7 protein-coding genes and 1 pseudogene are annotated in these 15479 nt (G+C 71.8%); all 8 read right to left on the bottom strand.

All coding sequences use genetic code 11. The annotated features are described in order from the left end of the window. A pseudogene (locus CBF90_RS05085) lies at positions 1 to 677 on the bottom strand (DUF5684 domain-containing protein); the annotation flags it as partial. Positions 678 to 728: 51 nt separating this feature from the next. Then, positions 729 to 3233: a transglutaminase domain-containing protein gene (locus CBF90_RS05080; protein WP_088380041.1), complete on the bottom strand. Its 2505-nt coding sequence runs from the start codon at positions 3231 to 3233 to the stop codon at positions 729 to 731. Further along, complete coding sequence (locus tag CBF90_RS05075) at positions 3230 to 4585, bottom strand: DUF58 domain-containing protein (protein ID WP_088380040.1); 1356 nt, start codon at positions 4583 to 4585, stop codon at positions 3230 to 3232. Before CBF90_RS05075 ends, CBF90_RS05080 begins: the two co-directional genes overlap by 4 nt. Continuing rightward, positions 4582 to 5547: a MoxR family ATPase gene (locus tag CBF90_RS05070; RefSeq protein WP_088380071.1), complete on the bottom strand. Its 966-nt coding sequence runs from the start codon at positions 5545 to 5547 to the stop codon at positions 4582 to 4584. The genes CBF90_RS05075 and CBF90_RS05070 overlap by 4 nt, the downstream gene beginning before the upstream one ends. A gap of 31 nt (positions 5548 to 5578) precedes the next feature. Then, positions 5579 to 11518, bottom strand: coding sequence for an Ig-like domain-containing protein (locus CBF90_RS05065; protein ID WP_088380039.1), 5940 nt, complete (start codon positions 11516 to 11518; stop codon positions 5579 to 5581). Between the two features lies 1 nt (position 11519). Then, the gene (locus CBF90_RS05060; RefSeq protein ID WP_023950268.1) at positions 11520 to 12665 is read right to left on the bottom strand and encodes a serine/threonine-protein kinase; all 1146 of its coding nucleotides are present in this window, start codon (positions 12663 to 12665) and stop codon (positions 11520 to 11522) included. 110 nt (positions 12666 to 12775) lie between these two features. Next, positions 12776 to 13831, bottom strand: coding sequence for an FHA domain-containing protein (locus CBF90_RS05055; RefSeq protein ID WP_088380038.1), 1056 nt, complete (start codon positions 13829 to 13831; stop codon positions 12776 to 12778). 33 nt (positions 13832 to 13864) lie between these two features. Continuing rightward, on the bottom strand, positions 13865 to 15460 hold the full coding sequence (locus tag CBF90_RS05050) for a dolichyl-phosphate-mannose--protein mannosyltransferase (RefSeq protein ID WP_071917992.1): 1596 nt from the start codon (positions 15458 to 15460) through the stop codon (positions 13865 to 13867). Positions 15461 to 15479: the final 19 nt, after the last annotated feature.

Raw genomic sequence — 15479 nt, 5'->3', positions numbered from 1 at the left:
CGCGGTGCCGGTGTCGCGAGCGACGCGGCGACGGTCGATGTCGGCACCGCCGCACCCGCGGCCGGGGCCGCGGACGTACGGAACGGCCCGGGCTCGGCCGGTGCTTCACGGCCGAGCCACCGCGCCGAGCCCCAGCCGACGACGCTCGCCCACACCGGGAACAGCAGGGCGCCCAGCACGACGAACCCGGTGCCCAGTCCGAACCCGCGGCACAGGGCGCGCAGCATCCGAACGTGGATGACCAGGGCGAATGCGATGAAGGCGAGCCAGATGAGCGATGGCACGATCGCTGCGGCGGCGAGCGCGCCGGCCGCGCTGCCGGCGTCACCGCCGAAGCCCGCGTTGAGCGCGATCCCGGCGAAGATGCCGGCGACGACGCCGGAGATGATGGTCACGAGGACGGCGCCACCGGCGAGCACGGCTGCCCACCACCCGCGCATGCCGGCCAGGACGAAGAGCTCCCAGATGTTCAGCACCGGCACCCAGGCGCGCCACGGATCGATGCCCGTCTTGCGGAACACCGCGGTGAGTGCGAACGCCGTCCAGACGTAGATCCCGATGCCGACCACGACCTGGACGATCCCGAGGGCCGCGAAGGCGCCCGTGGGGCCGCCGTTCGAGCCGCCGAGCGCGATGACCGCCGTTGCGTGGTCGATCGTGAAGCCCTGTGCCTTCACCTGTTCTCCTGCCCTCGAGCGCGGAACCTTCCGCGCGTGCCGCGTGCCACCTTATCGATCCCGCCGTCCGCGCGGCAGCCGTTGCGCTCGGCCGACGCGACGCTCCCGTCGCACCAGCGAGCGGAGCGACACCCGCGCGCGGAGCCGGGCCCAGAAGCCCAGGCCCTCATCGAGCCGCGAACGTTCGGACTCGACGATCCGCCAGAAACGCTCCGCCTCGTCCTCGTCGGGCGGTGCGGCGTCGAACACCGACCGGTCGGCGAGCGTCGCCAGTTCGGTCGCCCCGACCGATCCGCCGTACGCGACCACGAGCTCCTGCCGTGTCAGCGAGCCGGGCCCGGGGAGCCCGTGGTCCACCGCGGAATCGACGAATTCCTGCCAGCCGCCGGTGAACCGCTCCACGGGGTCGGTGCTGGCGCGGCGGCCGCGGCGTCGCACGAGCTTGGCCAGCACGATGAGAGCGAAGGGCCCGACGAGCAGAAGCAGCACGAGGAGCGAGATCCCGCCGATGCGGAGAGCCGTCCACAGCGCGGTGAGGTCGCGCGACGTCGCCGTGTCGTCGCTGGGGCTGCGGCCGCCGTCGCTGGGATTCGCCTCGGCGGGCTGAACCGTCTCGGCCTGTTCCTGCCGCACATCGGTCGGGATCTTCGGATCCTGCCGCTGCTGCGTGTCGGGGGAGGGGAACACCGCGTGCTGCGGCGTGACGTCGACGGCGACCCAGTCGGGACCGAGACCGCGCACCTCGAGCCACGCGGAGATGTCTCCAGCCGTGCACAGCCCGTCGTCGCAGGTCTCGAGCGTATCGTCGGTCGACTGCAGCCGCATGCCCACGACGATCCGGGCGTCGAAGCCGAGCCGGTCGGCGATCATCATCGCGGCCACGGCGAACTGCTCGTCGTCGCCGATGGCCGCGACCAGTGCCGCATCGTCCTCACCGCCGACCTCGTCCTCGCGAGCCAGAAGATCCCCGAAGAGCTGGTCGATGCGGTCGGTGGAGTGCCCGGCCCGGCTCGGCTGGAACGCGTAGTCGCCGAGATCGGTGATCCACGCCGGTGGTGCTGCCGTGTCGATCGTGAGGGCGTGGCTGAGGAATCCGCGTGCGCGGAGCAGGTCGATGAGGTGCTCCAGTCCCGCCCCGCCGGAGCCGTTCGCGTGCTCATCCATCCATCGCACGAGACTCTCGGGCACGACGTCGTCGCCGAGCGTGGGCGTGCCCCGTGCGGGCTCCAGCGAACCGAGGGCGGGTACGGCCTCGGGACGAGCGGTGCCCTGCCGGTACTCGGCGCCGGGCTGCAGGCCCGGGTCCGCCAGCTGCACACCCGCGGACGTCTCGGCGTTGTAGTAGAAACCGTCGGCCAGGGTCGCGGCATCCGCGCCGTCGAAGTCGACGGAGGTGACGGCGTCGACCGTCGGCATCCAGACGCCGTCCCAGCCCTCGATCGCGATGCGCGCGGATCCTGTGACCGATCCGGCGCCGGCGGGGAGCGCCGAGGGGACCCGGGTGAAGGACGAGCGCGGGTCACCGGCCGGCGCGGCGGGGTCGACGACCCGCGCGACCCGGCCGTCGTAGAACGGCAGCGTCGCGAGCCTCACCCGGTCGACGCCCTCGGGCGCCGTGACGCGGAACATGGGCTGGTCGAAGCGGTCGTCGGAGAACCAGGTGCGGTACTGCCCGAGCGGGCTCAGTTCGGCGGCGAGCTCGAGCCGCGGGTCGACGTCGGCCCGGAGCACGTCGCGGGGCGCCCCCGCGAGCGCCCACGGCGCGACGATCGTCGCGCCGACCAGGCCGACCGCGACCATCCCCGCGGCCGTGGCGATCCGCCCGGCGAGCCCGCGGATGGGCCTGCTGCCGCTGCGGACGCCTGTCGCGGCCGTCGCCGTCGCGATCGCGCGCCGCCGGTCTGCCGTGGTGCGCCACACGATCGCGATGAGCGCCGCCACCAGGGCGGCCATCCCCACGAGTGCTTCGCGGCTGAGCGCCACCGGCCCGACCGCCGGGCCGGGCATGGGGGCCGTGGATCCGAACGCGACGCCGAACACCGTGGGGACGAGCGCCGTGACGACGGCGAGCGGCCACCATCGTCCGCCGCGCCACGCGACCGACAGCGCGAGCACCGTGGCGCCGAGGAAGACCAGCAGCGCGGGAGCGAGCGTGGCCTGATAGCTGCCGAGCGGCAGCTCGAGGGTCAGGAGGTCCTTCCACCCGGTGACCGGGGCCGTCACAACGCCCCGCAGGCCCTGGAGCGCCTGCGGGAGCGAGCCGAGCGAGCCGGGGGCCGCGAGCGGGAGACCCAGGACGACGTACGTCGCGATCGCGGCGAGCGCGATCCACCAGCCGTTCAGACGCCAGCGCAGTCCGGCCGCCGCGATGGCCGTCCCCGCCACCAGCGCCGCGGCGACGACGATGACGAACGCCGCACTGCGGTAGATGGGCCACGCGGCGAACGCGCCCACGGCGAGCACGAGCAACAGCACGACCGCCTGCAGGACGAAGAAGCGCCAGGGGGTCCGGGGGGTGCGTCGGGCGCGCAGGTCGCGCCGTGCGGGCGCGCTCACGACTGCGCCGCCCGCGACAGCAGCTGACGGAGGTCGTCGAGGAGTCCGATGGAGAGCACCGACATGCTCCCGAGGGTGCGGAAGCCCGGCTCGGCCTCGGGCGAGCAGGTCACCGCGATGACGCCGACGTCGGCGGGGAAGGCGAGGGCCGCGGACTGCAGCTGGGCAGCGGTGAGCGGTGAGCCGCAGACGAGGAACCCGATCGAGACGTCGGGGTGACTCTCAGCGGCGAGCGACGCCGCGTCGCGCAGCGGGCTGACGTGCTCGAGACGGTCGAGCCCGGCGAGGTCGTCGAGCAGAGTGCGGGTCGTGATGGTCGTGAGCTCGCGGATGGTGCGGATGCGACGGCGGGCGAACTCCGGCACCTCTCCGCCGACCACGACGTCGACGTCGCGTCCGTCGCGGATGCCGCGGATGCCGAGCGAGGCTGCGGCGCTGACGGCGAGCTCGAACTCGTCGTCAGAGGCGTACTCGTCGGCACCGACCGCGAGGGCGATGACCATGCGGCTGCGCCGCGTCTCCTCGTACTGCCGGACCATGAGGGTGCCGGTCTTCGCGGTCGACTTCCAGTGGATCTGGCGCTGCGAGTCGCCGGCGACGTAGGGGCGGATCGCGTGGAACGAGAAGTCCGCGTCGACGACCGTGCGCGACGCGCTGCCCTCGAGATCGCGGATGTAACCGGTCGTCGTGCTGCGGAGCGCCGTGGTGACGGGATGGATGTAGAGCGTGTGCACGTCGTCCCACGTGCCCTCGCGCTTGAGGATGCCGAGGGGGTCGCCGCGCACGGTGCGAGCGGGACCGACCGTGATGATGCCGCGCCGGTGGGTGGGTACCACGACCTGTTCGGTGTGGGTGTGCCCGTGGCGCAGCAGAGGAACGTGCACGTCGACGATGCCGTCTCCCACGGGGACGTCGATGCGACCGGGGAGGGCGGGCGCCGCGCCGACGTTGGTCACGACGAGCGTTCCTTCCACCTGGGTGCCGGCGACGACCCGGTCGTGCTCGAGACGCAGATCGACCTGGTAGGCGCGGGCGCTGAAGAGGAAGGGCACCGACAGCACGAGGAGCACGAGGGCGACGACGCCGGCGGCGGTGAACTCCATGAGACCGAGGCACAGGCCGATGCCCAGCCCGAGGACAGCGGCGACCACCATCAGCCACCCGGCGACCGTGACCGTCTCGGCGATCCATCGCGCCGTCGCCGTGGCGGCCCGCCGCAGACGTCGCCACGACTGCACGCCACGCACCGCGAGCACGGTCGTGCGGCCGGTGGTGCCGAACCGCGTGCGCGCGAAACCCGTGCCCTCCGAGACGGAGGTCCGGGTCAGGCGGGACTCGGTGTCGAAGCTCACACGGTCTCTCTCTGGCTGGGCGGCACGGTGTCGAGCAGAACCTGCCCGATGACCGCCCCGGCCGTCACGCCGTCGAACTCCGCCTCGGGGTCGAGGATCAGACGGTGCGCGAGCACGGGCTCGGCGAGGGCCTTCACATCGTCGGGCGTGACGTAGCTGCGGCCGTGCGCGATGGCCCAGGTCTTCGCGGCCTTCGTCAGCGCGATCGCCCCGCGGACGCTCACCCCGAGGCGCACCTCGGTCGCGAGCCGCGTCGCCTCAACGAGGCGGGCGATGTAGTCGAGGACGAGGGCGTCGAGGTAGACCCCGCGTGCGATGTCGGCCATGCTCACCACGCCCTGGGGCGTGATGACGGGGGAGACCTCGCGGCGCGTCTCGGCTGCCGCCTCGAGGATGCGCACGGTCGCGGCGTGATCGGGGTAGCCGAGCGTCGTCTTCATCAGGAAGCGGTCGAGCTGCGCTTCGGGCAGACGGTAGGTGCCCGCCTGCTCGACGGGGTTCTGCGTCGCGACGACGAGGAAGGGCACGCCCACCCGGCGGCTCACACCATCGACCGTGACCTGGCCCTCCTCCATGACCTCCAGCAGCGCCGACTGCGTCTTCGGCGAGGCGCGGTTGATCTCGTCGGCGAGGACGACGTTGGCGAAGATCGGGCCCTGATGGAACTCGAACTCGCCGCGACTCTGGTCGTAGACCGTGATACCGGTGACGTCACCGGGAAGCAGGTCGGGCGTGAACTGGATGCGGCTGCTCGTGCCCTGCACGGTCTGCCCCATGGCGCGGGCGAGTGAGGTCTTGCCGGTTCCCGGGTAGTCCTCGAGCAGGAGGTGACCCTCGGAGACCATCGCGGTGAAGGCGAGCTCGATGACGTGGCGCTTGCCGAGCACGACCTTCTCGACGTTGTCGACGAGCGTCGCGAACGTCTCCTGGAACCAGGCGGTCTGCTCCGGTGTGATGCTCATGGGGTCCTCTCGGTTCGCCATGCGGCGGCTGTCAGGGGGCGGTGTTGCCGGTGCCATCGGCGGATGGCTCGGTGGGTGTCGGCTGCGGGGCGGCTATCTGCTCGCAGGACCGCTCCAGGGTGAGCTTCTGCAAGCCGGACAACGGCCCCGTCCACGTCACCGTGTAACGGTTGCTCCGTACCGTGCCCGTGCCGCCGACGGCCTCGGAAGCGACCGAATACGTGCCCGACGGGAGGCCCGGAGGACTCCACGCGGGGACGGATGTCTGGTCCGATCGGCACGACGGCAACGAGTTCGCGGAGACCTGAACCGGGAAGGATGCGTTTGCGGAAGCCGGTTCGATCGGAGAGGCGTCCGAGCAGTTGGCGTCGAAGCCGAGGAACGTGTCGCACCAGCGTCCGGACCAGCCGGTCACGGGAGCGTTGTAGCCCGGGGTGAAGTCGGCGACCGTCGTGCGGCCGTTCAGGAGCCTGAACTGGGCGTCCTCGAACGGAGGATCGGTCGGACGGTTGAGCTGTGCGCCGTAGGTGTAGGTCGTGCCATCGCTGCTCGGCTGCGTGCTCACCGAGAAGGTGATCCCCTCGGGCGCCTCGACGTTGCCGACCGGACGCGCCGAGATCTCGGCGCCCGTGACGCCGAAGCCGCGCTTTCCGTTGAAGGTGTGCTCGGCGCACGCCCAGACCGTCTTGCGCTTGAACGCCTGCGCCTCGAACTGCTGGCTCGTCGCCGACCCGGTGGGAACGCAGGCCTCGGCCGACACGTCGCTGAAACCGATGAGGGTCTGCGTGCCATCGCCGTTGGGGGTGACCGACGCGGTCACGCGCATGGAGTTCGAGGTGTTGGTCTCCGACAGAGTCAGGCCCGGGGCGCCGACGCCGTGCGCCGTGACGGCACGCGACTGCCCTTCGCTCGAGCCGGCCGCGATGGGCGGCAGGTCGAAGGTCGTCAGCGGCGTCGCCGTGAGAGTGATCGCGGAGTTCGATCCGACGTCGTAGTTGGGGAACGTCGCGGTGCCGCCGACCACGGGGCGCGTGTCCGATCCCGCGCGCCCGCCGCTCAGTCGCACGCTGCCGGTCGTGGCATCCAGTCCGGTCACGGTGATGGTAGCGCGTCCCCCGTCGCGTCCGTTGGGCGTCGGCTCGAACGACGATCCCGCGGGCTGTGCCGGCGGGCGGTAAGCCCACGCCTGGGTGCGCACGGTCGAGCGCGACTCGCCGACGGAACTGTAGGCCCGCGCCTCGTACGTGATCTTCTCGCCGACGGGCGCGGAGATCGGGGAGCACGACCCGGATGCCGGGCAGGTGGCGACCTCGCGGCCACCCGCGGTGATCCGGTAGCCCTGGACAGCGGGGTAGGAACCGCTGTCGGAGCTCACGCGCAGGGTCACCGAGTCACCGGTGTACGCCGTCCACTCCACGCGCGCGGGATTGGCCGGAAGGCCCTGCAGGTCGAGGATCACCTGCCCGTTGCGGGCCCCGCTGGACTGACGCCCCTGCGCGTCCTCGACGGTGAAGCTGCCGGTGCAATCGGCGGCGCCCGGCGCATCCGCGCTCCACGTCGCTCGTACGGCGGTGTCGCTCGCGCGCGAGAACGACACGCCCGTGCAGTTGCCGGGGCCGCTGGCGCCCACGAGCCGCAGCGGCGTGCCGGGCAGCGGGTTCACTTCGCCGGCCCCGCCGATCACCTCGATCGTGCACGAGGTCGCGCCGCCCGACTGCGAGCACGTCTGCACCGCCGACCCGCCCTTGGGCAGCGTCGAGGGTGCAGGACCGACCGTCAGGAGGAGATTGGCGGGCGCGGCGTCGGAGTGGCTCGGGAGCGAGATCGCGACCGGTTCCTGACGCCCGGGACGCGCGGCATCCGCTGCCGTCACCGTCGCGGTGCTGCCCTCGACGGTCACGGTGAACTGGTCGCCGCCGTACGCGCCCGCATAGCGGACGGAGTCCCAATCGGCGCGACCGGCCCACTGGACCATCTGCCCCAGGTCGTAGGTCTGCGTCGAGCCGGGGCTGACGGTGAGCGACGCGCTGCGCAGGGTCGGCTGGGGAATCTCGGCTTCGATCGTCACCCGGAGCGTCAGGAAGGTGGCGACGTCCTGCGTGCTCAGTCGCGCGGGGACGATGCAGCTGTCGGTCCACGGGGCGCCGGCACCGGCGGAGTATCGGATCGTGGTGCCCGACACGACGCTGCACACGGCCTCGCCGCGAGCGCCGCCCGCGCGGATGCCGTCGTCGATCACCAGCGTCGCGCCGCGGGGGACGCGCACGGCGTCAGCGAGGTCGACATCGACGCTCTCCTTCTCGCGCACCTGCAGGGGCGGGAAGCCCTCGCGCAGCGCGAGGCGGACGTCGGCCTCGCCGGGCACGCGGAGGAATCCGTACGAAGTGACTTCGGTGCCGTCGAACGCGGTGCCGGTGACCTCGAAGGGGATGAGGCGCGAGCGCTCGGGCAGCTCGCCCGAGATCTTCCAGCCGTCGACGGCGAGATCGGTCGGCTCGCCCCACAGCGAGAGACGGAGGCCCGAGACGTCACCGGTGTTCCACGACACCTGCCCGTCGAGCACATCGATGCCTCGGGGGAAGTCCTCGCGGTTCTCCAGCGTCAGCACGGTGTCGCGCACGACCGGGTAGTCGGGCACCGGCTCGCGGACGGTCTTGACGACGATGAGTCCGATGGCGGTGTCGCCCCGCTCGTTGCGGACGGTGTAGGTGTACGAGAAGGTGCCGAGCACGTCGCCCGCGCGAAGAGTCACGGCGCCGTTCTCGATCGGTCCGATCAGGCCCCGCAGGGTGTCGTACTCGCTCGAGCCCTCCTGCGCGTTCGGTGCGACGTCGATCAGCTCGAGATCGGTCCCCGCGGGGTCGATGTCGTTGTCGGTGGGGCGCACGACCACCGTGCTCTCCGCGCCGACCTGCACCTGCAGGTAATCGCTGTAGGTCACCGGACTCGGGTCGGTCTGCGTGTCGATAACTCCGACGCGCACGTCCGCCGTCCCGGTCGCTCCGCTGGGGTCGCGCACGGCGTACCGGAACCTGACCTGCCCGCTGAAGCCGTCGGGGCTCGTGTAGACGATCGCCGAGCCGTCGGCCGAGATCGTCGCCGAGCCCTGGTCGGGCTGTGCGACGATGCGGTCGAGCACGACGGGGTCGCCGTCGGGATCGACGGCGTAGGCGTCGAGCGGGATGCTGACCGATTGGCCGCTGAGGACCCGCCCGACCAGCGTCCGCGGGAGGGGTGCCTGGTTCGACTCGTCACCCACGACGGTCACGGTCACGCGTGCTGTGTCTCTGACCTCGGGGAATCCGAGCCGGAAGATCGTGTACGTCAGGGCGTACGTCCCGGGCTCCGCGGGCGCGAGGTAGCGCACCAGCCGGCTCGTCGCGAAAGCGAGCCCGCCGCCGGTCTCGTTCACGATCGACGAGGGATCGATGGCGATCGGGGCGCCCGACGGAGCGGTGTCGTTCTCGAGCACCGGGATGTCGATCTGCGTGCCCGCGCGCACGGTCACGGCGTCATCGACCGCGATCGGCGGTTCCGCGGTCGCGGCCGGGAGCAGGACGACGGTCAGCTCGCCCTGCGCCGTCGCGGCTGCGCTGCCGGTACCGTCCGACACGGTGTATCGCACGACGCCGAGGCGACCGGGTTCACCCGAGTCGGTCATGCCGCTCACCCGGAGCAGGCTCTGGCCGACCAGGTCGACGCCGAGCGAGGCGAAGGGGTCGCTCTCGGGCCGGATGTCGCTGAGCAGCAGCACCGAGCCGGCCGGATTCGACACGGCGGCGGCGACGTCGATCGTCGCGTCCTCGTTCGGCCGGACGAATGCGGTGAGGGGCGGAGTGGTGATGCCGGCCGTCTCGGGCGCGAGCATCGTGACCCGTACGGTCGCCGTGGCCTCGGCCAGAGAGTCGCGCACGGTGTACTGCACGAGATAGGAGCCCGGGGCCGAGGCGGTGACGACCATGCTCAGCGCGGCAGGGTTCGCCGCCGCCGTCGACTGGGCCTCGTCGAGCGGCACGACGCCGGTGAGGGACACCGGCCCGGCGGCGCCGGTGACGTACGGCGCGACGGACACGTCGAGCGGCTCGCCGACGACGCCGGTGACCGCGAACGACTCGGCGGTCAGCTCCGGCGTGGGGGTGACGGTGATCGTGAGCGGCTGGGTCGCGGCCGCGGCGCGCGCATCGGAGACCGTGACCGTGATCGTCACGGTCAGGCCCTCCGTGGCGTTCGGATCGGGATGCTGGTAGGTCAGCGTTCCCGTGGGGGTGGTGGTGACCGTTCCGACGCCGGTGTCGTTCGTCGCGCCGGCGAGGAAGACCGGGTCGCCCTCGGGGTCGACCCACCCCTCGAGCAGCTCGGCCGAGACCGTTCCGCCGGGAGCCACGGTGAGCGACGGCCAGGTGGCGAGGCATCCCTCGACACCACACCATACGGGCGCGGTGTTCTGCTCGTCGTCCACGACCGTGAGTGTCACCGTAGCGAACTCGGAGAGCAGGCCGTCGGCGGTCGTGCCGTCGGTCACCCGGTAGCGGAGGGTCGCGGAGCCCGCGGCATCCGGAGACACGGCGACCGTCAGCTGCTGCTGCGCGCCGGTGATCGACGCGGTTCCGAACGACGGGTCGAGGTTCTCCAGCGAGCCCGGGTCGATGCTGAGCACGTCCTCGTTCGGGTCGTGGTCGTTCAGCAGCACCGGGAGGAGGGCCACCGAACCGGCTCGGACCCCGAAGGCGTCGTCGACGGCGACGGGCGGCTTCGGATCGACGACACGTTCGGAGGTGGCATCATCCTGCTGCTCGATCTCGACCTGACGGTCGAGATCCCACTGCTGCGACGACGCGACGAGCTCCCCGTCGGGGACGTTCCAGACCCAGCCCGAGCGGCGATCGTTCAGCGCGAGCCTCGTGCCGTTGCCGATGAAGGCGGGATCGACATTGTCGCCGATGTCGGCGCCGCGGTAGTCCAGCGGCGTGACGGTGCCGGGGTCATCGCTCGACCACAGTGAACCGGCCGACTCGCCATCGCCGAGCCACGCGGCGTAGACCGTCGAGCCGAGCACCGCGGGCCTGGCGGCGGTGCCGGCGCCGGGGCGGTCGAGCGCGCGGCTCGCGCCGGCACCGGTGAGGTCCACGGCGACGACGCCCTCCGCGTCGGCGATGTAGGCGCGATCGCCGTCGCCTGCGGCGTCCTGCAGTCTGGCGCCTCCGGCGAGACCGGTCGTGATCGCCTCGTCGCGCCCCCGCACCCACACGTCGCCGCTCGCGTCGTCGAGCAGGACCCAGCGCGAGCCGACGACGCTCAGCTGCGCCGCGTCGAGATCGCTCGGTGCCGCGTCCTCTCCGAGGATGCGGCCGGTGCGCGAGTCGGCGCGGACGACCCGACTCTCCGCGGCCGAGAAGGCGTAGACGACGCCGTCCGTGCCGACGGCGACGGAGGTGGCCACGAAGCGCGGCCGCTCCTCGCCCTCGGGCACCTCGGCATCCGCATAGGGGTCGATCGGGATCCCTTCGCCACCGCCCGACAGGCTCGAGCCGAACACGGCCCCCGCCTCGGTGCGGTAGGCGATGGTGTCGCCCGTCACGGCGATGTCTGCGGTCCCGGGAGGCGTCGGGGTGAAGACATCCTGGGCGTCCTCGGTGAGGTCGGCCGGCCGGCCCATGTCGACGTCGGAGAACTGCGATGAGCCGTTGCTGTAGACGAACAGGCGGTCCGTGGTCTGCGCCAGCGCGCTGCCGTTGTCGACGCGCTTGACGGTGTCGATCTCGCCGAGCTCGAGGTTCACGCGGGCGTATCCGCTGCCGGCGCCGTTCTGCAGCGCCCAGACCGTCGGATCGTCCGGAGGCGTCGACTGCGCGTCGTACCCCGGCCAGACGACGGCGAGCGTCGCGGTGACCGCGAGCACCGCCGTCACCGCACCCGCGGCGATCCAGGTCGTCCGGCGAACGCGGGGACGCGCGCTCTCGCGCCGCGCCATCTCAGAAGCCCCCGCCGACGATGAGCAACGTCGTGACGGCACCGGCCCCGGCGACCAGCAGCGCGCCGCCGGCGATCAGGGCGACCCGGGCTGCGGTTCCGAGGCGGCGGACCGGCTCGGCGCCCGCGAGGATCGTGCCTTCGTCGGGACGGCGATCCACCACACGCGCAGCCCGCGCCGGACGGCGGGACTCGTACGCCACCGAGGGGCGGACGGGTCCGCGTGCGCGGTCGTCGGCGAAGTCGACGGTGGCCCCCGCTGCGGCCCACTCGTCGACCGCCACCTCCATCGGCGTGTGCGGGAGCCCGAGCTCGTGCTGCACGAGCTGGAGGTCGTGCGCGAGATCGGCCGCCGTGGCGTGCCGTGCACCCGGGTCGCGACTCATCGCGCGCGCGAGGACCTGCTCGAGGCGCTCGGGCACGTCGGCCCGGCCGATCGGCGTGTACGCGGCCTTCCGGATGCGCGACTTGAGCTGCTCGCGGCTGTTCTGACCGCTGCCTGCGCGCTCGAACGGGCTGCGCCCGGCGAGAAGGGAGTACAGCGTCGCACCGAGCCCCCAGACCTCGGCCGCGACCGACCCGGAGACGCGCTCGTCGATGATCTCCGGCGCACTCCAGGGCACCGACATCGCGAATACCTCGTCGCCGTCGGAGCGTCCGGAGATGGCGGCGGCGATGCCGAAATCCGACAGCACCGGGGTGCCGAAGGTGGTGATGAGGATGTTGGAGGGCTTGATATCGCGGTGGAGGAGGCCCGAACGGTGCGCGGTCTCGAGGGCCGAGCCGATCTTCACTCCGAGCTGCAGCACCTCGCCGACCGGGATGACCTCGCGCCGGTAACGGTTGGTGAGCGAGGTGGGGCAGTACTCCATGACGATGTAGGGCCGGCCGTCGGAGGAGATCGACGCTTCGTAGATCGTCAGGATGGAGGGATGCGAGCTGAGGCGCGCCATGACGTCGGCTTCGGCGTTGAACATGCGCAGCAAGCTGTCGTCGATGATGTCCTCGAGAAGGACCTTCACCGCGACGGGGCGGCGAGGCAGGTTCTGCTCGAAGAGGAAGACGTCGGCGAACCCGCCCGTACCGAGGGGACGGACGTAGGTGAATCCCGCAAGACCGGGCGGCGCGGAGGGCAGTCTCGACGCCACGAGTCATGCACCCCCTGTCAACGGGGGCGCGATGACGTCCCCCGGAATCCGAATCCGGTGAGATTTTTCTAACACACCGACCACAGGCCGGGAAATCGCTTGACCGGACGTCACGAGAGCGGCTCGAAAGATGCGAGCACGCCGTCGCCGAGATCGAGCACAGCACCCGGCGCGACCCGAGCGGTCGCCCCGCTCCGCAGCAGCTCGGCGTCGCCCGACGCGTCGCGCACGATCGTGCCGTTGGTCGACCCCAGGTCGCGCACAACGAGCATGTCGGCGTCGAGGCTGACCTCGACGTGCGTGCCCGAGACCTCCTTGCGGGGCGAGGGCACCGAGACGATGCGGGCGCCCGGATGCTGCGCTGCGCGCGGCGCTCGCCCGAGCACGATGGGGTGGTCGAGAGGGTAGGTACCGCCCGGCTCGAGGCGCAGGACGTACCGGCGCGGTTGCGCACCGACGGGTGCGGCGGGTGTGCGGCGCGAGCCGAGAACGGTGCTGTCATCGATCTCCGGCCGCGGCTCGGGCTCGGGTGCCCGCTCGGGGTCGGATGCCACCTCGGGCTCGGGGCCGGGTTGCGTGCGGCGCCGGGGGCCGAAGGACTCGGTCAGCGTCCGACGATCGACCGCGACGGTCTCGAGCGGGTCGAGGTCTTCGAGCGCCGCGACGGGAGGTGCAGCCGCGACGACGGTTGCAGCGACAGCGGGCGAGGCGACAGGCGCGGTCGAACCCCATTCCAGGGCGTCGGTGCGCACGACGCCCCGACCGATGGGGAGGAGCGAGGGTCCGGTCGCGGCGCCGATCCCGAGGGAGATGCCCGCGACGTGCTGGGCCGAGCCCTCGACCCACGTGCCGACGCCCGTACCGGCGTAGCTGCTGCGCTGAGGACCGTGCAGATCGATCGTCGCCGCGCCGCGGACGGCGACGGAGACGGCGCTGGAGCCCGCGTCGACGAGCTCGACCAGGGCGAAATCGGGCAGCGCACCGATGCCGACGGTCGCGATGACCGAGAGGACATCCTCGAACGCGGCATCCCGCGCCGTCATCGCCTCCCACACGGCCCCGGACAGCGCTTCGCCGGCGCTCGGGCCGAGAAGCAGCGCGAACCGATCGGTGACCATCGCGAACCCCGAGCCGCGGGCGTCGTCGGGCGTCGGGTAGCGGAACACGCGCCTAGCCTACGGGGCCGCCACCCGCGGGCGTCAGACCCAGCCGGGAAGCCAGTTGTGCAGACGATAGAACTCGTAGGGGACCGAGATCGCCGACCACAGCGGGAACCAGAACGCGGCGAGGATCAGCACGACACCCAGGAAGACCAGCACGACCCGTTCGACGCCCCGTGTGCTGCCGCGGTCGCGACGGGCGGACCTGACCGCGGAGCGGATGACGAACACCAGCGCGAGCAGCAGGAACGGCTGGATCAGGACGGTATAGAACTGGAAGATCGTGCGCTCGGGGAAGAGCAGCCACGGCGCGTAGGTCGCGAGGACGCCGGTCAGGACGATGCCGTAGGCGCCGTCGCGGGTGCGGAAGAACAGGTAGACGAGGTACAGCACGCTCGCGACGCCGGCCCACCAGACGATCGGGTTCGGCATGCTGTAGAGGATCTCCCAGCATCCGTTCGGATCGGTGCACGATCCGGTGCCGCCGGGCGTGCTGCCCGCGTACATCGAGGTCGGGCGCAGCAGGAGCGGCCACTGCGCGGCCGGACTCGCATAGGCGTGCGGTGTCGACATCCCGGCCGTCGAGCCGTACATCGACTCGTGATAGCGCCACAGGCTCTGCAGCGGCAGGGGCACCCATGACCACAAGCCCGTCGCCGGGTTCGCATCCGCCGCGTGCCGGTCGTAACCGCCGTCGGTGACGAACCATCCGGTCCACGACGCCAGATACACCACGAACGCCACCGGAACCAGGAGCACGAACGAGACCGCCCCCTGGCGAACCGTCGCGTCGGCGGGCCAGTACAGGATGCCGGCGCTGCGACGCGCCAGCGCGTCGCTGACGACGAGATAGATGCCGATCGCCGCCAGCACCCAGACGCCCGACCATTTCACGGCGGTCGCCGCGCCCGCCGCGGCCCCCGCGGCGATCACCCAGGGCCGGTTCCACAGCACCGGACCCCAGGCCGGAGCGCCGATGTCGTCCCACCGCGCCGCGATGCGCTCGGCGAGCATGACGCGCGTGCGGTTGCGATCGAGGACGACGAACCAGAACGCCAGCAGCGTGAACATCGTCAGGAAGATGTCGAGCAGCGCGACCCGGCTCATCACGATCCCGAGGCCGTCGATCGCGAGCAGACCGGATGCCAGCGACGCGAAGACGACCGAGCCGGTGAGACTGCGCGCCAGAAGGTACAGCACGAGCACGCACGCCGTGCCGGCGAGGGCAGTGCCCAGGCGCCAGGCGAAGGTCGAGTCGGCTCCGAACACGGCCATCGGCAGCCCGATGAGGTACTTGCCGAGCGGGGGATGCACGACGAAGCTGCCCGTCGTGGTGAAGATGTCGGTCTCGCCCGCGAGAAAACGCTCGTCGGCGCCGTCGGGCCAGGTCGCGGCGTACCCGAGCACCCACTGGCTCCAGGCGTCCTTGACGTAATAGGTCTCGTCGAAGACCACGGCGTGGGGGTGGGCGAGGTTCCACATCCGCAGGACGGCCGCGATCAGAGTGATCACGAGCGGGGCGATCCACGCCACCCGCCGGGCGAAGGCCGGGTCGCCGCCGAATCGGGCGTGCCACCGGTCGAGGAGGCTCGTTCGACGTGTCTCGGGGAGCAGCGGCTCAGCGGTCGTCGTCACGCCGCCAGCCTATGCTGGG

The organism is Microbacterium sp. AISO3, assembly GCF_002204305.1.
Lineage (GTDB): Bacteria > Actinomycetota > Actinomycetes > Actinomycetales > Microbacteriaceae > Microbacterium > Microbacterium arborescens.
The sequence above is the reverse complement of the archived record's forward strand: the minus strand, read 5'-3'. Positions and strand labels throughout refer to the sequence as shown.